18 protein-coding genes and 1 pseudogene are annotated in these 20,111 nt (G+C 67.0%); 5 read left to right on the top strand and 14 right to left on the bottom strand.

The window, feature by feature from the left end; all coding sequences use genetic code 11:
* Positions 1 to 33: 33 nt before the first annotated feature.
* Positions 34 to 2,457 (top strand): phosphoenolpyruvate synthase, encoded by a 2,424-nt coding sequence (gene ppsA / locus OUO20_RS07845; protein ID WP_018769392.1) that lies wholly within the window; start codon positions 34 to 36, stop codon positions 2,455 to 2,457.
* Positions 2,458 to 2,579: 122 nt separating this feature from the next.
* Here ppsA and OUO20_RS07840 read toward each other — a convergent pair whose 3' ends face one another.
* The 4 genes from OUO20_RS07840 to OUO20_RS07825 form a co-directional block, all read right to left on the bottom strand.
* Positions 2,580 to 3,002 carry an Hsp20/alpha crystallin family protein gene (locus OUO20_RS07840; protein ID WP_018769391.1) on the bottom strand — a complete coding sequence of 141 codons (423 nt, stop codon included), beginning with the start codon at positions 3,000 to 3,002 and terminating at the stop codon, positions 2,580 to 2,582.
* 13 nt (positions 3,003 to 3,015) lie between these two features.
* Positions 3,016 to 5,535, bottom strand: a complete 2,520-nt coding sequence (locus OUO20_RS07835; protein WP_268003198.1) for a cation-translocating P-type ATPase — start codon at positions 5,533 to 5,535, stop codon at positions 3,016 to 3,018.
* A 24-nt stretch (positions 5,536 to 5,559) separates the two neighbouring features.
* Complete coding sequence (locus OUO20_RS07830; protein ID WP_268003197.1) at positions 5,560 to 6,426, bottom strand: universal stress protein; 867 nt, start codon at positions 6,424 to 6,426, stop codon at positions 5,560 to 5,562.
* Between the two features lie 143 nt (positions 6,427 to 6,569).
* Positions 6,570 to 7,028: a pyridoxamine 5'-phosphate oxidase family protein gene (locus tag OUO20_RS07825; protein WP_018769388.1), complete on the bottom strand. Its 459-nt coding sequence runs from the start codon at positions 7,026 to 7,028 to the stop codon at positions 6,570 to 6,572.
* 239 nt (positions 7,029 to 7,267) lie between these two features.
* Here OUO20_RS07825 and OUO20_RS07820 point away from each other — a divergent pair, with 239 nt between their 5' ends.
* A complete protein-coding gene (locus tag OUO20_RS07820; protein WP_268003196.1) occupies positions 7,268 to 8,950 on the top strand; it encodes a GAF domain-containing sensor histidine kinase in 1,683 nt (560 codons plus the stop codon).
* Positions 8,951 to 8,959: 9 nt separating this feature from the next.
* Here the strand turns inward: OUO20_RS07820 and OUO20_RS07815 are convergent, their stop codons facing one another.
* On the bottom strand, positions 8,960 to 9,631 hold the full coding sequence (locus tag OUO20_RS07815) for a response regulator (RefSeq protein WP_051081367.1): 672 nt from the start codon (positions 9,629 to 9,631) through the stop codon (positions 8,960 to 8,962).
* A 274-nt stretch (positions 9,632 to 9,905) separates the two neighbouring features.
* Between OUO20_RS07815 and OUO20_RS07810 the strand changes: the two genes are divergently transcribed.
* On the top strand, positions 9,906 to 10,394 hold the full coding sequence (locus OUO20_RS07810; protein WP_018769385.1) for a universal stress protein: 489 nt from the start codon (positions 9,906 to 9,908) through the stop codon (positions 10,392 to 10,394).
* A gap of 57 nt (positions 10,395 to 10,451) precedes the next feature.
* On the opposite strand, the gene OUO20_RS07805 is transcribed toward OUO20_RS07810, so the two are convergent.
* Genes OUO20_RS07805 through OUO20_RS07795 form a run of 3 tightly spaced genes read right to left on the bottom strand, consistent with a single transcriptional unit; the run spans position 10,452 to position 11,592 of the window.
* Complete coding sequence (locus OUO20_RS07805) at positions 10,452 to 10,982, bottom strand: hemerythrin domain-containing protein (protein ID WP_268003195.1); 531 nt, start codon at positions 10,980 to 10,982, stop codon at positions 10,452 to 10,454.
* Positions 10,979 to 11,296, bottom strand: coding sequence for a DUF3040 domain-containing protein (locus OUO20_RS07800; protein ID WP_018769383.1), 318 nt, complete (start codon positions 11,294 to 11,296; stop codon positions 10,979 to 10,981). Before OUO20_RS07800 ends, OUO20_RS07805 begins: the two co-directional genes overlap by 4 nt.
* Positions 11,297 to 11,334: 38 nt before the next feature.
* Complete coding sequence (locus OUO20_RS07795; protein WP_082581719.1) at positions 11,335 to 11,592, bottom strand: SHOCT domain-containing protein; 258 nt, start codon at positions 11,590 to 11,592, stop codon at positions 11,335 to 11,337.
* A 258-nt stretch (positions 11,593 to 11,850) separates the two neighbouring features.
* Between OUO20_RS07795 and OUO20_RS07790 the strand changes: the two genes are divergently transcribed.
* On the top strand, positions 11,851 to 12,513 hold the full coding sequence (locus OUO20_RS07790) for a hypothetical protein (RefSeq protein WP_268003194.1): 663 nt from the start codon (positions 11,851 to 11,853) through the stop codon (positions 12,511 to 12,513).
* On the opposite strand, the gene OUO20_RS07785 is transcribed toward OUO20_RS07790, so the two are convergent.
* The 6 genes and pseudogenes from OUO20_RS07785 to OUO20_RS07760 all read right to left on the bottom strand — a co-directional run bounded on the left by OUO20_RS07785 (position 12,510) and on the right by OUO20_RS07760 (position 19,430).
* Positions 12,510 to 13,622 (bottom strand): HAD-IC family P-type ATPase, encoded by a 1,113-nt coding sequence (locus OUO20_RS07785; protein WP_268003193.1) that lies wholly within the window; start codon positions 13,620 to 13,622, stop codon positions 12,510 to 12,512. The two genes, OUO20_RS07790 and OUO20_RS07785, sit on opposite strands and share 4 nt — an antisense overlap.
* A complete protein-coding gene (locus OUO20_RS07780; protein ID WP_268003192.1) occupies positions 13,619 to 15,340 on the bottom strand; it encodes a cation-translocating P-type ATPase in 1,722 nt (573 codons plus the stop codon). The genes OUO20_RS07785 and OUO20_RS07780 overlap by 4 nt, the downstream gene beginning before the upstream one ends.
* Positions 15,234 to 16,334: a polysaccharide deacetylase family protein gene (locus OUO20_RS07775; protein ID WP_268003191.1), complete on the bottom strand. Its 1,101-nt coding sequence runs from the start codon at positions 16,332 to 16,334 to the stop codon at positions 15,234 to 15,236. The genes OUO20_RS07780 and OUO20_RS07775 overlap by 107 nt, the downstream gene beginning before the upstream one ends.
* A 44-nt stretch (positions 16,335 to 16,378) precedes the next feature.
* Positions 16,379 to 16,846: a universal stress protein gene (locus OUO20_RS07770; RefSeq protein ID WP_056390546.1), complete on the bottom strand. Its 468-nt coding sequence runs from the start codon at positions 16,844 to 16,846 to the stop codon at positions 16,379 to 16,381.
* 74 nt (positions 16,847 to 16,920) lie between these two features.
* Complete coding sequence (locus OUO20_RS07765; protein WP_268003190.1) at positions 16,921 to 18,501, bottom strand: DUF4389 domain-containing protein; 1,581 nt, start codon at positions 18,499 to 18,501, stop codon at positions 16,921 to 16,923.
* Between the two features lie 65 nt (positions 18,502 to 18,566).
* A pseudogene (locus tag OUO20_RS07760) lies at positions 18,567 to 19,430 on the bottom strand (universal stress protein).
* Positions 19,431 to 19,670: 240 nt separating this feature from the next.
* On the opposite strand from OUO20_RS07760, the gene OUO20_RS07755 reads away from it, so the two are divergent.
* Complete coding sequence (locus OUO20_RS07755) at positions 19,671 to 20,102, top strand: hypothetical protein (protein ID WP_018769375.1); 432 nt, start codon at positions 19,671 to 19,673, stop codon at positions 20,100 to 20,102.
* Positions 20,103 to 20,111 lie beyond the last annotated feature (9 nt).

Raw genomic sequence — 20,111 nt, 5'->3', positions numbered from 1 at the left:
CTGCCCCGGCGCCACCAAGGCCAGAATCGAGCCATGACCGCCGCTGCAGAAACGTCCCTGGCCGATGTCAGCGTCAAATGGCTTGAAGAAACCGGGATCGCGGACATCCCCTCCGTAGGGGGAAAGAACGCCTCCTTGGGGGAGTTGAGCCGTGCGCTGCAGCCGGCAGGAGTCCGGGTTCCGGAAGGGTTCGCCACCACGGCCACCGCCTACCGCGCTTTCCTTGCTGCCAACAGCCTGGAGCCCCGGATCAGGAAGCACATGGAGGACCACCGCGCCGGGGCAGCAACACTTCGGCAGGCCGGGGCGGCGATCCGCGAACTGTTCCTGCAGGCCACCTTCCCGGCGGACATCACTGCCGACATCCAGGAGCACTACCGGGCCCTCTGCCAACGCACCGGGCAAGACCAAGTGGCCGTTGCGGTCCGCAGCAGTGCCACGGCCGAGGACCTCCCGGACGCCAGTTTCGCCGGCCAGCAGGAAACCTTCCTGAACGTGGCCGGGGAGCGCGCGGTCCTGGAGGCGTGCCGGCGCTGCTACGCCTCCCTGTTCACGGACCGTGCCATCAGCTACCGCGAAATGAAGGGTTACGACCACCTCGACGTTGCCCTGTCCGTTGGAGTGCAGCGGATGGTCCGCTCGGACCTTGGCGCATCAGGGGTGATGTTTTCGATCGACACGGAGTCCGGCTTTCCCGGCGTGGTGGTCATCAGCGCCGCCTGGGGGCTGGGGGAGACGGTGGTCCAGGGCACCATCAACCCGGACAAGTACCAGGTGTTCAAGCCGCTCCTTGCAGACCGGCGCTTCAGCCCCGTGATCGAGCGGCAAGTCGGTGCCAAGGAACGCAAAATGGTGTACAGCCGCGGTGGCGATGCCAGGACCATGATGGTGGAGACGACCGGGCGGGAGCAGAGCTCACGGGTACTGGATGACCGCGAGATTGTCCTGTTGGCCCGCTGGGCCGTCGCGGTGGAGGAACATTACGGCCGGCCCATGGATATGGAGTGGGCCAAGGACGGGGTCACCGGCGAACTCTTCATGGTGCAGGCACGGCCGGAGACCGTCCAGGCCCGCCGGAGCACATCAACTTTCCGGACCTACCACCTTGCAGGGCCCGGGAAGGTCCTGGTCACCGGCGCCGCCATCGGAGATTCGGTCGCGCGCGGCCAGGCGTGCGTGGTGCGGGATGCCAAAGACATCGAATCATTCGTGGACGGCTCCGTGCTGGTCACCCGGATGACGGACCCGGACTGGGTTCCCGTCATGAAGCGGGCCGCGGGCATCATCACGGACCACGGCGGCACAACCAGCCACGCCGCCATTGTCAGCCGCGAACTGGGCGTGCCCGCAGTGGTGGGAACGCGCAACGCTACAGAGGTCCTTCCCGACGGCGGCCAGGTCACCCTGTCCTGCGCGGAAGGCGAAGAGGGCCGCGTCTACGAAGGACTGCTGGAGTTCTCCGTGGAGGACGTGGACATGCACGCCCTCCCGGCCACCCGCACGGACGTGATGATCAACATCGCCAGCCCGGCCGCCGCGTTCAAGTGGTGGCGGCTGCCTGCGGACGGCGTAGGCCTGGCCCGGATGGAGTTCATCATCAACAACCTGATCCGCATCCACCCCATGGCCCTGGTCCATCCGGAACGGGTGTCAGACCCCCAGGAGGCCGCGCTCATCCGGCAGCTCACCAGCGGCTACCAGGACCCGCAGGAGTACTTCATCGACGTGCTGGCCACGGGGATCGCCAAGATCGCCGCCCCCTTCCATCCCAAACCGGTGATCGTCCGGTTGAGCGACTTCAAGAGCAACGAGTACAGCCACCTGATCGGCGGCAGCGCTTTCGAACGTCCCGAGGAAAACCCCATGCTGGGGTTCCGCGGCGCCTCCCGCTACTACAGCAACGCCTACCGGGAAGGATTCGCGCTGGAGTGCAAGGCCCTCAAACGCGTCCGGGAGCAGGCCGGGTTCGGCAACGTGATTGTCATGGTCCCCTTCTGCCGCACCGTGCGGGAAGCGGACCAGGTCATCCAGGCCATGGAAGAGCACGGGCTGGTCCGCGGCGCCGAAGGGCTCCAGCTCTACATGATGTGTGAGATCCCATCCAACGTGGTCCTGGCAGAGGAATTCGCCAAGCGTTTTGACGGTTTTTCCATCGGTTCCAACGACCTCACCCAGCTGGTCCTGGGGGTGGACCGCGATTCGGAGGAACTAGCCGGGTTGTTCGATGAGCGGGATCCGGCAGTAATGTCCATGATTGCCCAGGCGATCAGCAAGGCCCATGCCGCCGGCATCAAGATCGGCATCTGTGGACAAGGGCCCAGCAACCATCCGGACCTTGCGGAGTTCCTGGTCAGCCAGGGGATCGATTCGGTGTCCCTGAACCCGGACACGTACGTGCGGACGCTTCCGGTTATTGCGGCAGCAGAGGCGCGGGCTGCCAACGAACAAGCCGTCTGACCCGCTGCCCAAGGCATACTGCGTGTCCCCGCGTACTGCCCTGGCGGCCACAGGAAAGTGCCTGGCACCCCAGGGGACAGTCTCCCCGGAAGCCAGGCACCGTCGTCGTACCGTGACTCTGCTCAGCCCCTGGTAATGGGGATCTTGGACGCCCCGGTTGCCTGCACCTGCTCCGGCATGGGAGCCCGCACTTCAAGGACCCCGTCCTTGTATGCAGCCGTTACGTCGTCTTGTTTCACCCCGGTGGGGAGGGGGATCCGCCGGACGAAGGAACCGTAGCGGAACTCGGACCGGTAGCTGTCCTTCTCCTTGTGTTCCTTCTTTTCCTGCCGTTCTCCCTTGATGGTCAGGACACCGTCCGTAACCGTCACGTCCACGTCCTTCTCCGGATCGATGCCGGGCAGCTCTGCCCGCACCACCAGCGTGTTGCCGTCCACCATCTCTTCGACCCTGATGGCGGAGGACCCCAGGTCACCCTCGAAAAGCCGTTCGATGACATCGATGGGGGAGCGGCGGTTATCAAACCATTTCATCAGGTCAGTCATTCTTGCCTCCTGCTCATGTGGAAGCCGGACCATCGCGTTGCCCGGCACTTCCACCATCCCCTTTCGATGAATCCGGCTCCAGAGGCAAAGGTCCCAGCCCCGTTCGGCCGTGACCCGCCGGTGGCCGGCGGGTCAGGCGGCCAACCAGTTCGATGGCCAGGCACCCTGCCAGGGCAACTGCAACCGAGACGGCCAGCAGTCCGGCGGGCGGCCACTCAACCCGGAAGAAGTCCTGCGTCAAGGGAACGCTGAACAACAGGACCAGCCCCGCGTACATCCCGGCAAGGACCAACACCTTGATCCGGTTGAGGGGGCGTGATGCCATCACCAGGATCCACGCGGCCACCAGGCCGAGTGTCACCGTTGCCGCGGACTGGGCGGACTCAAGGCTGTGGCCGCCCCACAACTGCCCGTACGCGCTGACCGCCAGGACACACAGGGCCGTGCAGATGCCTGCCGGGACCGCGAAGGCCAGGGCACGCCTCAGGAACCCGGGGGCATAACGCTGGCCGCCGGGCTGCAGGGCAAGGAAGAACGCCGGCAGGCCGATGGTCAGTCCGTCCAGTGCGGACAGTTGCCGGGGCAGGAACGGGAAGGCCAGCAACAGGACGCCGGTCACCACGGAGATGACCGTGGCGTAGACAGTCTTGCTCAGGAAGACCAGGGAGACGCGCTCAATGTTGCTGATGGCCCGGCGCCCCTCGTCCACCACCGCCGGCAGCCGTTCAAAGCGCCCGTCCAGGAGGACCATGCGGGCCACGGCCTTGGTCGCGGGGGATGCCGAGTCCATGGCGATCCCAAGATCCGCATCCTTAAGTGCCAGGACGTCGTTCACCCCGTCCCCGGTCATTGCCACCGTGTGCCCCCGCCGCTTCAGGGCCTGGATCAGGTCCCGTTTCTGGGATGGGGTCACACTTCCAAAGAGGCTTTGCGACTCCACCGTTTCCTCCAGCAGCAGCGGATCCCGGGGAAGCGCGCGTGCGTCATAGGCAACCCCGGTTCCAAAACCCACCCCGCGCGCAAGCGCTGCCACGGTCCGGGGATCGTCACCGGAAATGATCTTGACGGTCACCCCCTGCCGGCGGAAGTAGTCGAGGGTGGAGGCGGCGTCTTGGCGGATGCTCTCCCGGAAGGTCAGCAGCATGACCGGCATCAGCCCGGACGGCAGGCCTGCCTCTGCGGGGCCCGGCGGCAGCGGCGCCGGGAGGTGCGCCAGCACCAGGGTCCGCAGGCCGGTGGAAGCGAGGGCCGCCGCCCTGGCGTGCGCATCAGCAGAGTCAGCGGACCCGAGGACCGTATCCGGCGCTCCCAGGATCCACGTCCCGGACGCGGCGGAGCCAGGCGCGAACGTCACCGAACTCCACTTCCGGGCGGAGGAGAACGGGACGGAATCCTGCTCCTGCAGCGGAACCCGCACGGGAAAGGCCGCGCCGATGGCTGCAGCGGTGCTGCTGGCCTCAGCATTGGCACCAAACCATTCCACCGCCGGCCGCCATCCGGACGCAGGAACCGTTCCGGCCTCATGGACGGCGTCAAACACCACGGAGCCGGAGGACAGGGTGCCGGTTTTATCCAGGCAGAGGACATCCACCCGTGCCAATACCTCCACGGCGGCGAGTTCCTGGACCAGGACCTTCTGGCGGGCGAGCCGGAGGCCGCCCACGGCAAAGGCCACGCTTGTCATCAGGAGCAGGCCCAAGGGGATCATGGCCATGATCCCGGCAACAGCTCCTACAACGGCCGGTATCCACCGCCCCGATCCCATGGCTCCAGCCCATCCGCCCTGGTCCTGCATTTGCGCATTCGTGAGCAGCAGTGCGGTGGGCAGCAACAGCCAGGTGATGACGGTAAAGACTTTCTCCAGGCCCCTGCGGATCTCTGACCGGACAAGGGAGAACCGCCGTGCCTCGGCTGCCAGCCGGTAAGCGAAGGTGTCGGGTCCCACGCGGAGCACTCTGGCCCGGCCGCTGCCGGCGAGGATCAGCGAGCCGGACAGCAGCACGGCACCGCCGGCTTTGGGAACGGGTTCCGACTCGCCCGTCAGCAGGGATTCGTCCACCTCAAGCGGTGCCCCGCCAAGAAGCTCCAGGTCTGCCGTTACCTGGTCCCCGGCGTTGAGCACCACCAGGTCATCAGGGACCAGTTCGTCCGAGGAGACGACTTCCCTGGCCCCGTTCCTGACCACCGTGTTCCGGGCGGCCTGCAGAATGGCAAGCTGGTCAAGGGAACGCTTTGCCCGGTACTCCTGGATGATCCCGATCAGCGAATTGCTGATGGCGGACAAGCCGAACAGCGCATCACGCCACTGGCCAAGGACCAGCAGCAGGATGAAGCAGCCTCCCACCACGCCGTTGAACAGGGTGAACACGTTCGCCTGGACAATCTCCCAGGCGGTCCTGCTGGTTGCCGTTGGCACGCTGTTGACACGGCCGGCGGCAGTGCGCTCCCGCACTTCTGCGGTGGAGAGTCCGTCCCGGGGATGGCTCACGTCCAGTCCCGGGACCGGTCTCCCGTTGTCCCCGGCAATTGTCATGGTGTGGCCAGGCAGCTGACCCGGTCAGTCGGCGTGCTGCTGCTTGTGCACCCGGGTGATCACGGTGGGGCACGGCGGCTGCGACAGCACTGCGTGTGCCGTGGATCCCAGGACGAACCTTTCGAAACCACCCTTTCCGCGGCTGCCCAGGACCAGCAGCCGGGCGCCGGATGCAGCACGGATCAGGGCGTCCGCCGGCTCAAGAACGGTCTCCATCCTGGTGTTGACCACAAGGTCCGGGTAGTCCTGCCGGAGGCCCGCCTCAGTTTCGGCGAGCACGATTTGTTCCTCCTCGACGACGTGGGTGGCGAAACTGCTCTGCGGCAGCCCTGCCGCAATCCAGCGGTTGGGGCCGGTGAAGGCATATAGGACGGTCAGCTCCTCGCCCAGTGCGTCAGCCTCCGCGGCCGCAAAAGCCACTGCCTGTGTTGCTTCACGCGAGCCATCCACGCCCGCCACGATGCCGCGGCCTGCCTCCTGGGCGTCGCCGATGACGGCCACCGGGCACTCCGCGGTGGCGGCGGCCTGGAGGGCCCGGTCCGTCAGGGCGCCGCGCGTGTGGCCGCTGGTGCCCAGGACAAGCATGGAGGCATTCCTGGAATAGTCGCCCAGGGCTGCCCCGATGCCTCCTTCGAGCAGTTGGAGGGTTACCTGCAGTCCGGGTTCGGCTGCGGTGGCTTTTTCACCGGCCTCCTTCAACAGCGCCAGCCCCGATTCACGCAGGACTTCAAGGTAGGGGAGCACTTCGGCGGCCATCCAGCGGTCGTCCACCACATTTACGACGGCGAGGGGGCACTTGAGCCTGTTGGCCCGGGCAGCTGCCCACAACAGGGCGGCGTTGGACGCCGAAGTATTGGTGATGCCGACGGCGATTGGCTTGGCAGTTGCCATGGGGACCATCCTTAGGGGGTGCTGGAGAAGGGGTGTGGTACGGACGTGGAGCGGAGCCGGATGACGTTGCCCTGACCGGCCCGCCTGGTCCGCGTTGGCCTGATCAGCGTTGGCCAGTCGGCGCTGGGCTAGTGGGCGCTGGGTCAGTCGGCGCTGGGCTCCCGGGCCGGCCACCAATGGGTCGGCGCCGCGATGACGAACCTCCGGCCGCTGATATCCTGCGGCGTGATCCGGATCAGGACATTTTTTTGGCCGGGTTGCCAGGGGGACAAGCCCGCCTCCATGGCGTCCTGGACTTCCTCCGCATCGGTTACAACCTTGGCGTGCCCCTTGATGATGACGCTCCAGGCGATGGTGCCGTACTGGTTCATTCCGTCCGCCTCGACGGCTACCACTTTCCGGTCGGCAAGGGAGGCGAGCTTTGTTCCCTGGCCGGTACGAATGAGCAGTGTGCCGTTGGTGGGGACAAAATTCACCGGATAGTTTTCCACTGCGTCCCCCTCGGAGAAGGCGATCCTGCAGAGGGAAGTTGAACGAAGGTATCGCCAGCAATCGTGGACGCCGAGTTCCTTGATGTCAGGTTCTGTGGCTGCGGTATTCATGGCCGTAGCCTAGGACCGGCAAACCTCCCGGGGATAGGGAAGAAGGTCCCGCGCCAGCAAAGGCACCCATCCGGGACGGTCGGAGGTAATTTTCGCCTGGGCCTCCTAGAATTGTGCCGGTAGCGTCTTCATGCCCAAGTGAAGGCGGACTTGCGGCCCGGGGCAGGCATTTCCGTTCCGGACCCCGGACCGCGCCAAGGACCCGCAGCGTGGCAGGTTCTTGCCGCAGGAGGTGGAACGTGAGCACTGAGAAGCCCTGGCGTCCGCCGACTAGGGACACCGTTGAAGACCTGCTGCGGGACTTTTCCGCCCGGGGCGACGAAAAGCTGGATACCCAGGAACGCATCAACGCCCTGCTGGCGGCGGTGGTGGCCCTCGCCGAGGATCTGAGCCTTGAGGCCGTGCTTGACCGCCTGGTCCGTTCGGCCTGCGCCCTGGTCGGCGCACGGTACGGCGCTATGGGCGTCATTGGCGAAGACCGCACCCTGAGCCACTTCATCACGGTGGGTATTGATGAAGACGGAATCCGCTCCATTGGCGACCTGCCGACGGGGCACGGCGTACTTGGCCTGCTCATCCGCGAACCAAAGCCCTTGCGGCTCCATGACCTTGGCCGGCATCCCATTGCGTCCGGCTTCCCGCCGAACCACCCGCCCATGAAGACATTCCTTGGCGTGCCCGTCCGCGTCCGTGACGAGGTGTTCGGCAACCTCTACCTGACGGAAAAGCAAGGTGGCGAGGATTTCACCTCCGACGATGAGGACCTTGCCGTTGCCCTGGCGGCGGCGGCCGGCGTCGCGATCCAGAACGCGCGCCTCTTTGAAGACAGCGGGCGCCGGCAGAAGTGGCTGGAAGCAGGCATGGAGCTCAGCAGCAGATTGATCATGGCGTCCAGCCCCGGGGACGCGGATAACCTGGACGTCGTTGCCGACGCCGCTTTAAAGGTATCGGATGCGGCACTTGCAGTGGTGGCCGTGCCGGCGGGTGGAGGCGTGCTTCGATGCCGGTCCTGCCTTGGTGTGCAGGGTCTCCAGGCAGGCCAGGAATGGAGGGTCTCCCACTCCGTGTGGGACGTGATCGAGGGCGGCGGCTCCTTTGTGGCCAAGGACCCGCGGCAGGTCTTTGAGGCCGGAATGGCCGGGAAACTCGGATCCGTACTCGTGTGTTCCCTGGGGCATGGCAGCAGCGACAACGGCGTTCTCCTGCTGGCCCGCGCACACGCAACTGCCGCCTTCAACCAGGCGGACGCAGAGTCGGGTGCCATTTTCGGGAGCCGGATCGGGCTGGCGCTCGACCTGGCGCGCGTGAACGCACTGCGCGAACAAAACCTGCTGTTCACTGACCGGGAACGGATCGCGCGGGACCTGCACGACCTCGTCATCCAGCGCCTGTTTGCCGCAGGCCTGAGCATCCAAAGCCTGCGCCGCTACACCGTGGACCCGGTGGCGCACGAGCGCATCGCCGCCGTCACCACGGAACTCGATGAAACAATCCGCAAGCTGCGGGACACCATCTACTCGCTCCGGACGGCGGATGAGGAACGCGAACCGCTGACGGGCCGGATCCTGCGGGTGGTCCGGGAAAACTCGCGCAGCTACGCCCTGACCCCCAAGGTGGCCCTGGACGGCCCCGTGGACTCGATCCGGGAGGATGTGGCCGTCCATCTGCTGTCCGTGCTGTCGGAAGGACTCAGTAACGCGCTGCGGCATTCCGGCGCGGACGACGTGGAGGTCACGGTTGCGGTGGGCAAGGACCAGGTCCAGCTTCTCATCCGCGACAATGGCCGGGGCTTCGCCGACCCTGCCCGGGTGAGCGGCCTGGCGAACATGCGCCACCGGGCTGAGTTGTTGCAGGGCAGTTGCATCATTGAGAGCGGGCCAGGCAAGGGCACATCCGTGACATGGACCGCCCGGCTCACCTGATCTGCCGGCTCAGGCAGTGTCCGTGGAGCTCTTGGTGACGTAGACAGCGGCCTGCGTCCGGCGCTCGAAGCCCAGTTTTGCCAGGATCGATGAAACGTAGTTCTTGACGGTTTTCTCGGCCAGGAACAGTTCGTCGCCGATTTGCCTGTTGGTCAGGCCCTGCCCGATCAGGGCCAGGACCTTCTTCTCCTGTGCGCTGAGGCCCTCAAGGCGGGGATCGGTGTGTGCCGTGGACAGTCCGGTAATGATCTGCTGCTCAACTCCCGGATCGAAGAGGGACTCGCCCGCAGCCGCTTTCCGGATTCCGGCCAGGAGGTCATCGCTCCTGATCTGTTTCAGGATGTATCCGGAGGCACCGGCCAGGACAGCGCCTCGAAGGGCCTGCTCGTCGTCGTAGCTGGTGAGTATCAGGCAGCGCAGGCGGGGGTCCAGGGAACGCACGTCCCGGCACACCTCGATTCCCGTGCCGTCGGGAAGCCTTCCGTCGAGGATGGCGATGTCGGGGTGCAGTGCGGGTATGCGGCGCGTGGCCTCAGCAGCCGAGCCGCTTTCGCCCACCACAAGGAACCCTTCGCCCTCCAACAGGTCCTTCAACCCCTGCCGGACAAGTTCGTGGTCATCAAGGATGAACACCCGGACCTGCCCGGGAGATCCTGCCGCCTCAGACCCAGCTTCATGCATCTGCACTGATCGCTCCCAAATCTCCAGGACCAAATCCCGCATTCGTGCGGGGGCGGCCCCCGGGGAGGGCCTGAGCCCATTGTTCCCCAGGAGGCGTCCTGCCGGAAGGGACCTAAGTCCGCCGGCGATCCGCAGGGCGGCACCCGAAGTCTGGGCCCTGTTCCTGTCATGACCTTCGGCCCTACCCCTGAAAGCGCACTTGTTCCATTCTGGGGACGACGCTTGCAGGATGCCCGCAGGAGGGAATGCGGCAACAACAGTGAATGGAGCCGGCATGACTGCCCCTGAAACGCACCCCAGGATCATCGTTGGGGTGGATGGATCAGACGCCTCCATCGCCGCGCTCCGGGTGGCCCGGGCCATGGCGGAGCCCCTGTCAGCGACGGTTGAGGCCTGGGCCTGCTGGGACGTCCCGGCCGGCTACGGGGTTTACCTCGCCGTAGGGATCGAAGGGTTCAAGTACGCGGCCCACCAGGTCCTCCAGCAGGCACTGGAAGAAGCATTCGGGGAGCTGCCGGCCTTCGTGCATGCCCGCCTGGTACGGGGTAAGCCAGGGCCGGTACTCATCGACGCGAGCCGCAACGCCTCCTTGCTGATCGTGGGCAGGCGGGGACATGGGAGCTTTGTCCTTGGCTCCGTCAGTTCGACGTGCGTGAGCCATGCCCACTGTCCCGTGCTGGTGGTGCACGCCCCGGAGGCGGACGGCGCGGGGGACACCGGCCAGGCAAGCGCCCTGACGGGGAGCCCTGACCCGGCGGCCTGATTGCAGGCGCCCTGACTGACCGACCCGGCATCCCGCCGTCGTACGTGTCATCCCGCCCTAGTGGCTGTGCTGGCCGTCCCCATGATGGTGTGCCGCGCCTTCCCCCACCAGTTCGTGAAGCCCTTCGACTGCCTGTGCGAGTGACAGGCCGGGGGATTGGATGATGAAGGGCATCAGGAGGCGGTTCTCCTTGTCCAGGTGCAGGGCGAAAATCCGTTGGATGGCCCCGGCGGCCACGGCGGCAGCAACGCCTTCGGCGGTCCTGAGCTCATCAACCAGGCCCACGATGACCTGATGCTCGGCCAGCATGCCGTCCACCAGCAGCTTCGCTTCCGGCAGGCCGTGGGGCCCGCTGTACAGCGGCCCTTCTTCTGCCAGGGCGTGCGGCACCAGCACCGTGTCGCACCAGTCCAGCAACGCAGCCTGCGTTTCCTGTCCGGCGGCAGGGTCCCGTGCCTCCACGGCCTCCGTCAGCAGTCCCACCAGCGCGTTCAGTTGCCGCAGCATGTCGGCATGGTGGGCTTCCACCGCCTGCAGCGCACGCGCCTCGGAGCCGGCTTCCGTGCCGTTACCGCTGTTGGTGTTCATTCGTTGTTGCCTTCCAGTTGGGCGACGTGCCGGTGGTTGGCCCGCAAGGACCAGCGGAGGTCTTTGATGGCCCAGTACGCTCCGCCGTTCATGACGGCGAAGCCTGCGATGCCCAGGTAGGGCGCCCGGACCACCAGGCCAAGGAGCAGGACGCCCACGCCCGCCGCGAAAAGCAGGAGTCCGCGCCTGACGCGGGTGCGAAGCGACAGTACGAAGGCATCCCTTCCGAGCAGGGCCGCGAATCCGGGGTCTTCCTCCTCCAGGCCATGGCCGATCAGTTCGAGTTCGCGTTTTTCAAATTCAGAGAGCGGCACAGCTGCACCCACTATCCATTGCCTGCGGGAACCGGAACTCAGGTACCCGGCTGGCCGCGCAGGACAGCCAGCCTGTTCCGGTATTCCGCGACGTCGATCTCGCCGCGCGCGAAACGCTCGGCCAGTACGTCTTCTGCCGTTAGTGGCGACGGGGGCCGGGGTGCACCCGGGGAGGGAGCCCGCAGGGAACGGGCCAGCAGGACAATGCCGGTGATGATTGCTCCCCAGACCACCACCATGCTGATGCTCATCAGGACATAGCCCCACAGGCCCATGCCGTCGTTCCAGCCGTACACGTCACGACCTCCGCTGAAGTGGAGGCGGACGCCAGCCGTCCGCCTTCCCTTCCAGTATTGGTTTCTGCCGGTGTCCAGGGCAGAGCCATTAGTCCTGTTCCGGGGCCGGGTACCAGGCTCCGGTCCTCGGCTGCCGGAATGTGCGGAACTTCCGCACCGGGGGCTTATGGCACTGGCGGTGGCGGCGCGGGCACGGTGAATCTGGATGAGCATCCGGTTCCGTTGCAGGAGAGTAAAGCGGAAAGGGAGGATGGCACCGTGGCCGTTGCGGACAGCACGTACGACGGCGGGACAGCCCGCCGTGCGTTCCTCACCCGTTGGGTGGGCTGGGCGACCCTGGGCGAGAGCTTGGGCTTCCTCGCCCCGGTCCTTGCGTGGTTTCTTGCGGCCACTGCCTGGCCGCGCGCGGAATTTGCACTCCTGGTACTGGCCGGCCTCGCCGAAGGAGCTGTCCTGGGATGGTTCCAGGTCCGCGTCCTGCGGAACCGGTTGCCGGGGATCTCCGCGGCCCGCTGGGTCCTGCTGACCGCGGTGGCCGCGGCATTCGCCTGGTCCGTGGGCATGCTGCCGTCCACCTTCGGGGAATGGCAGGACTGGCCGCTTCCGCTCCGGCTGACTGCGGGTGGCGCGGCGGCAATCCTGCTGCTCGGATCCATTGGCACTGCCCAGTGGTTTGAGCTGCGGCACCATGTCCGGCGGGCGTGGCCGTGGATCGCCGGCAACGCCGCGGCCTGGGCGGCGGGTCTTGCAGCGTTCATGCTGGTTGCCCCGCCTTTGTGGCAGCCGGACCAGCCTGCCTGGCTGATCGCGGTGATTGGCGTGGGGGCGGCGGTCCTCATGGCGGCAGTGATGGCCGTGGTCACAGGCCTGGTGTTGCTGCGCCTTATGCCGGATGCTGCAGCCGCGGGGTATGCGCACTAGAAGCCGCGGCGCCGCAAACGCTTGTCCACGGCGACTGCCACGGATGCGAGCAGGGCCAGGCCAAGGATCCGCAGCCACGCTTCGCCGCTGATGGGGGCGGTGTGGAAGAGCCCGTTCATCAGCGGCGCATACGTGAGTGCCAGTTGGCCGGCCGCCTGCACCGCGACGCCGACCAGGAGCCAGCGGTTGCTGAACGGCCTTATCCGCCACGCCGGCCGGGTCAGCGACCGGCAGCTGAAGAGGTAGGACACCTCCACGGCCACGAAGAGGTTCACGGCGGACGTCCGGGCCTGTGCAACAGAGGCACCGACGGCCAATTCATGTTCGAAGAGCCACCATGCCCCGGCGACGAGGAGGGCCGAAACGAGCAGGATCCGCACGGTGAGTGCCCACGTCAGGAGGGGGCGGTCCGGCGGCCGTGGCGGCCGGGACATCAGTCCTGGTTCCTTTGGCTCAAAGGCAAGCATGAGTCCAAGGGCAACAGCGGTGGTCATATTGATCCAGAGGATCTGGGTGGGCAGGATGGGCAGCGTTGCGCCCAGCAGGATGGCCACGAGGATCACCAGCCCCTCGGCCATGTTGGTGGGCAGGGTCCAGACGATGAATTTGGTCAGGTTGTCGAAGACATTCCGGCCTTCTTCAACGGCGGCCTCAATGGTGGCAAAGTCGTCATCGGTGAGGACGATGTCCGATGCCTCCTTGGCCACCTCCGTTCCGGTGCGTCCCATCGAAATGCCGACATTCGCCTGCCGGAGGGCCGGCGCGTCGTTGACGCCATCCCCGGTCATGGCGGCCACGTGTCCGCGGGACTGCAGGGCCCCGATCAGGCGGAGCTTCTGTTCCGGCGAGACCCGGGCGAAAACCGTGGCCCGTTCCACGGCATCGGCGAACTGGTCAGGTGCAATGACGTCCAGCTCCGCGCCTGTCAGGGCTGTTCCGCTGTCATGGTCGGCGGCCAGGCCCACCGCAGCGGCAACGGTCACGGCAGTCCGCACGTGGTCTCCGGTGATCATCTTGACCGCCACGCCGGCACGCCGGCAGGCCGCCACTGCCGCCGCGGCCGCTTCCCGGGGAGGGTCGTGCATGGCCTGGAGCCCGGTCAGGGTCATCCGGCCCCGCAATTGGATGGCGGAGAGAGGCCGGCTGTCCGGGGAAGGCGCATCATGGCCGTGGCCAGCACGCGGAGCCCGCTGTCCGCGAGCGCATGTGCGGCATTGAGCGCGGCCTGCCTGTGGAGGGGCCTGTTGGCACCGTACCTGTCCATTTCCGTGCCGCAGAGGTCAAGGACCCGTTCGGCGGCCCCTTTGACGAACACCACGCCGGCTCCGTGCGGAAGCGTGGAAAGGTGCAGGGTGGCCATGAACTGCCGCTCCGACGTGAACGGCAGTTCCTGCTTCCGCGGGTTGGCCGCCAGGAAGCCGGATACGTCCATCCCGCCCTTCCCTGCTGCCACCAGCATTGCGGCCTCCGTTGGGTCCCCCCGTACGTGCCACCCCTGCCCCTCCCTGCGGACGGTGGCGTCGTTACAGGCTGCACCGCCCAGGAGGGACCACTGCAGCGCAGCGTCCCCGTCCGCCGGGTGCTCCGCTGAATCCGCCACGTGCTGCCGGCCGCCGGTGTGCTGTGCTGCCGACGGGGCGATGCGTCCCTCCGGTCCGTAGCCGGAACCCGTAACGTCATACGTCCCGGAAGGGGTCCAGAGTGCCCGGACTGTCATCTGGTTCTCGGTGAAGGTGCCCGTCTTGTCCGAGCAGATCACCGTGGTGCTGCCCAGCGTTTCCACCACCGGCAGCCGGCGGACCACGGCCCGGCGGCGCGCCATGCGGCGGACGCCAATGGCAAGCGTCACGGTGACGGCGGCAGGAAGGCCTTCGGGGATGGCTCCCACGGCCAGGGCGACGGCGGCAGTAAACATTTGCCCCGGCTGCTCGCCATGTGCCAGCCCGGCAAGGAAGGCCACGGCGGCGAGGGCCAGGATGGCTATGGTGAGCGTCGAGCTGAAGCGTGCCAGTTTGACCGTCAACGGCGTGGCCACCGGCCGGACCGTCCCCATGAGGCGGTGGATCTCGCCAAGTTCGGTTTCGCCGCCGATGGCGACGACGACCCCCGCACCCGTGCCGGCGGTCACCAGGGTGCCGCTGTACAGCATGTTCCTCCGGTCTGCCACCGGCGTGACCGGGGGCAGGACCACCTCGTCCTTGGGCACGGGGTCGGATTCTCCCGTCAGCGCGGATTCGTCCGCTCGTAAGGCGGACAGGCGCACCAGGCGGAGGTCAGCCGGTACCTTGTCGCCGGCCTCCAGCAGCACAAGGTCGCCGGGGACCAGGTCCTCGGATGGAACCTGCCTCCGTTCGCCGCCGCGCATGACGGTGGCGTGGGTGCGGACAAGCGAGTGAAGGGCGTCCAGGGCCGCTTCTGCCCGGACTTCCTGGACGAATCCGATCAGCGTGTTGACCAGCACTACGGCGAGGATGACGCCGGCGTCCAGGAACGCGCCAAGGACCACGGTGACGGCGGCGGCGGCCAACAGGACGTAGACCAGCGGGTTGTTGAACTGGCGCCCCAGCTTGCGGGCGATTCCCCCGCCCCTGGACCGGGGAAGCTCGTTCGCGCCAAACTGGGCGCGCCGGCGCGCTACCTCCGCCTGGCCAAGGCCCCTGGCCGCATCCGTTTCCAGCAGCAGGACGACCTCGTGGACCGGCAGCCCGTGGTGTGCCGGATCAGGGACAGCGTCCGGTTGGCGGCCGGTGGAGGATGGTTCCGGCCGCGGGGCTGCACGTGCCCGCGTCGGGAGGGCCGGGTCTTCGCCATGGTGCCGCGGCCTCACTGCCCCGGCAGGGCATCGAGCGTGGTGAAGCCGTATCCTGCGGCAGCGGTGCGGTCAATGATCCGGGGAGGGCGTCGGCGTCGAGGGTGGTGCCGTCGTCGGGATTGGACCCGATGTGCATGAGGACGATTTCACCGGGCTGCAGGCCGGCCTGGACGCGGTCGGCCACCGACTGCACGCTGGAACCTCCACTGGCGCCTTTCCAGCCCAGGGTGTCCACGGTCCACCTGACGGCCACGTAGCCCAGGGAGTTGACTGCAGCGATGGTGCGTGCGTCCCGCTCGCCGTAGGGGAAGCGGAACAGCGGCCTTGGATCGGCGCCGGCTGCCAGGATGGCCTGCTCGGCACCACGCACCTGTTGGAAGATCTGGTCGTTGCCCAGTCCGGTGAAGCCCGGGTGGGTCATGGAGTGGTTGGCCACCCGGTGCCCGGCGGCCACGATCTGCGCTACGGCCTGCGGGTTGTTCGCCGCCCAGTTGCCGGTCAGGAAAAACGTCCCGGCGACCCCCTTGGCGGCGAGGGTGGGCAGGATTTTGGGCAGTCCTGCCGCGTTGGCTCCGGCATCGAAGGTGAGGGCAACCACCCGGCCTGCCCCCGGGATGACGGTCAGGTCCTGGCCGCGGAGGGATTCCGGGAACGGCGCCGGTTGCGGGGGAGTACCCGGCTCCCGGGGTGGCGTCGGGCCGGCCGGTGGCTCCGTGGGCTGCGGTTCGGGAACCGGCGGCACGACGACCGGGGGCTCGACGGGAGCCTGGCCCGCTTCGGGTGTCTCCGTCTCCTGCGGCCCCGGCGCGGGGGTGGAGACGGTTGGGCTGGCTGTGCCGGGCTGGCTGGAGCCGCTGGGCAGCGGGGAGGGAGCCGTCGGTGATGCCGACGGCGGACCGGCCGAGGGCACCGGGAGCAACAGGGCCAGTGAAATGGCGAGGACCACCAGGGCGGCGGCGAGCGCTATGGCGGGTGTCCGCCGTCGTGCCTCACTGAGCGGCAATGCCATCACCCGTCCCGGAGGTCAGTACCTTTCCCGCCCGGACGTACCGTTCAGGACTCCTTGGAGCTGTGGGCTCCGCTCTCGGGCGTGTGGACCACCAGTACCGGGCAGTGGGCATGGGCCACGATGGCGGAGCTGACGGAGCCCAGGAGCAGGCCGCCGAACCCGCCGTGCCCGCGGCGCCCCACCACGATCATGTCGGCGTCCCGGCTGGCGTCGATCAGCGCCTCACGCGGATGGCCGCGGACAAGGGTCGAGGTGACGTTGGCCGGCATCTCGGCGCCGAAAGCCTGCACCATCGCGTCGTCCAGGACCTTCTTGGCGCCTTCCTCGAAGCCCTCAATGCCCATCATGACGTAGCCCGAGTACACCTGCGGGTACTCCCAGCAGGCGATCGCCTGGACCTTGGCGCCGAGGGGAGTGGCGAGCCGTTGGGCCTGGCGAAGTGCCTCCAGGGACGGTTCCGATCCGTCGACGCCCACCACGATCCTGGCAATTGGTGCCCCGGCTATGCTCATGTCTGCTCCCTCGTCGGACCCTCGCTGTCAGGCCCATCATGCCCGGATGCCTGCTGCGGGGCTAGGGCCGAAGGTCACGGCGCCGCGGGGGCTCCCGCCGGTGGTGCCCCGGCCGGCGGAATCACCGGTCCGGGCCATTCAGGTTCGGTGGCTCCCTGGTCCAGCCGGAATGGTGGATATTCGTCCCGCATCAGCGCTGTGTAGGCAAGGACCCGGTAGATCCAGCGGTCGATGCCGAGGATGAAGTCAAACAGCGGGCGCTGGTAGCGGCCGGTGAACAGCAGGATCACTGCCGCGACCAGAACCAGCAGTCCCAGCAGGGACGGTCCCGCACTTTGCTCATAGGTGGCGCCAACGAAGGTGTTGTCCGCCCGCCACCGCCACGTTGTATTGGTAAACGCGGCCACCAGGAGCAGGTGCGGGATCGAGAGGAGCCACCATTTCACCAGCACCAGCCCGCGGGACAGCCGTTCCGGGTAGTCAACGTCAAAGTCCGCAGGATAATTGGTGCGCTTGAGCGTAAACGGCGGGTAGAGGTCGGTGCCTACGGCGGCGTAGGCGTAGAAGGCCACCCGCCAGTTCCAGCGCATGACACCCACATTGAAGTCGAACAGTGCCCTGGGGTACCGGCCGGTGAACAGGATGGCGAAGCCCGCCACGATGGTGGTGATGACGAACGCAAACCAGAGGAAGAAGAGAAGGATGAAATGCGGTATGGCCAGGAACCACTTGACCAGCCACATCCATCGTGACAGTCCCGGATCGATGTCACCGAAAAGCCTTGCGGGGTAGGCGCGGCGGTCTTCGGCTGCCACGGTGAACGGCTGCGGCGGGGGTGCCACTCCGGGTGCGGCCGGCACTGCCTGCATCCCCGGTCCGGCCATCCCAGGCGCCTGCATCCCCGGTTCCGCCATCCCCGGTCCCGCCATCCCCGGTCCTGCCACCGCCGGGCCGCCCGGTGATGGTCCAACAGGTGACCGCCCGGCATGCCGGCCCAGTCCCATGGCGCCGAAGACGATGAGGGGAATACCGATCACGAGGGCGATGAGGCCGCCCACCAGCAGGCCTGTGGCTGCCGGCCTGATGAGGTCTGAGCGGAAGCCGGCCTGTGCCTGGACATCAACACCGGAGGAGGCATCGGCATTCATCACCACCACTTCCCAGGTGCCCGGGGTGATGTTCCACGTCAGCTCCTGCTCGCCGGAGCCTGAAACGGAGGCCGTCCAAAAGCGCTGGCCGGCCGGCGGCGATGCGGGGTTGCCGCCCGGAACGTCACGGTATTCGGCGCGGAAAGGCCGCTGCCGGATGTTCAGCAGCTCCGAGTGGTGCACACCTGACAGGTACTGTTCGACGTCGGCCTGCGGGCCGATGCCAATGAACACCGCTTTGTCGGGGATCATTGATGCAATCCGCAGCCGCAGGGTACCGATGTCGAAAGGAAGCCTGCCCGGCACATCCTCGCCGATGGCCTCGGCCCGCGGAGAGGTGAGGGCAAAGGAACTGACGGAAAAACGGGATGTGCCGGAGGTCAGGTATCCGTCCCCCTGGATCGATCCCACCGCCGATGCCACGGCTCCTCCCGCCAGCGCGGCCAGTCCCGGAAGAGAGATCAGGATGCCGAGGACCAGCATGATGATGGCGGCGGGTTTTTTCATGGCGTGGAACCTTCCGCTGTAGGGGAGGATGTGGAGCGGGAAGAAGGACCAGCAGGCGCTGCGGCCTAAAGGGGGCTGTGAACGGTGTCAGTACGGGTAATGATCGTGGGGCACGGGAGGTGCCTGAGCACGCCGTGTGCGGTCGAACCGAGCAAAAGGCGCTTGAAGGCGCCCCGGCCGCGGCTGCCCACCACAAGCAGCCGTGCCCCGGCGGCGGCCTCGACAAGGGCGTCCACCGCGTTTTTCCCTGTCGAGCCGCTGGTGCACGGTCAGGTCCGGGTAGTCTTCCTTGAGCCCGGCCACGGTTTCGGAGAGCACGACGCGTTCTTCGTCCACGATGAGGTCCGCGAGCGCCCCCGGCGTCAGGCCGGCGTCGATGATGGGGTCGGGCGCATTGACGGCATAAACGACGGTGAGTTCGTCTCCTCGCGGTCGGCCTCGGCCGCGGCGAAGGCGACGGCCCGCGTTGCCTCGGCAGACCCGTCAACGCCGACCACCACACCGGACCTGCCTTCGAGGTCCTGGGTCCCGACGACGGCGACAGGGACTTTGGCGGCGGTCGCCACCTGGAGTGCGCGGTCGGCGAGGGCCCCGCCAAGGTGCCCGCTGCCGGAGCCGATGACCATCATCGAGGTCTTCTTCGAATACTTGGCCAGCTGGCCGCCCACGCTTCCGGTGAGCAGTTCCGTAGTCGGCGTGACCGTCACGGTTCCTTCGAGCCTGCCGGCGGCGGTCTTGAGCAGTTCCTCGCCGGCCTGCTGGAGGGTTCCAAACCAGGGGTAGGGTTCAGCTACCCACCGGTCGTCGACGACGTGGAGGATCACCAGCGGCAGGTGCGTCCGGTGGGCGCGGCGGGCCGCCCACAGGACCGCGGCCTGGCTTTGCGCTGAGTCGTTGGTGCCCACAGCGATGGGTTTCTGGGATGTCATGGCCGCACTTCCTGGTCGTCTTGAACTGGTCTTCCTGCCTTTCAAGACTGGCCCCGCCGCCACCGGCACTCTAGGGCCAAAAGTCACGGAAGCGCTGTTCAGGCCGCCCTGCGGCCTTGGCGCGCGGCCGGGAACCGCCGTTTGTCCGCTTGGGACGGAAATGCGGTGGCTGTTCACAGGCATACCGTTCCTCAGTATGCTTACTATTATCCGCCCGGAGCCCATGAGAAAGGCATCATCATGACTGAACAGAACGTCCCCGACGATGAGTTGGAAGTTGTGCAGGAAGACGACGTTCTTCTCGACGAGACTCCCGGCGCGGCATCGTCACTGGAGCTCGATCCCGTCAACGGGGAACCTGACAGCTACCCCGGGGCTGCAGAGAACAATCCGGACCGCTGGCAAGAGGACCCGCTGCTGCAGGACGAAGCAGTCTCGGGGGAGGAGCAGGACTTCCTGAGTGACCAGACGCTGCGGGACGAAAGCGCGGAGGCCCGGTACCGCTCCGGCGATGAGCAGGTTCCGCCGGACACACCCACGCTGGGTGAAGCAGCAGCCGACGTCGATTTCGGCGGGAATCCCACCGGCCTGGAAGCAGACGCAAGCGACGACGAGGAAAACTTTGGCGGCTCGCCCCTTAGTGAGTTTGAGCCGGACGACCTGGAACGCTAGCAATCCCGG

The organism is Arthrobacter sp. FX8 (assembly GCF_026723805.1).
Classification (GTDB): domain Bacteria; phylum Actinomycetota; class Actinomycetes; order Actinomycetales; family Micrococcaceae; genus Arthrobacter.
This window is presented reverse-complemented; position numbering and strand designations above follow the sequence as displayed.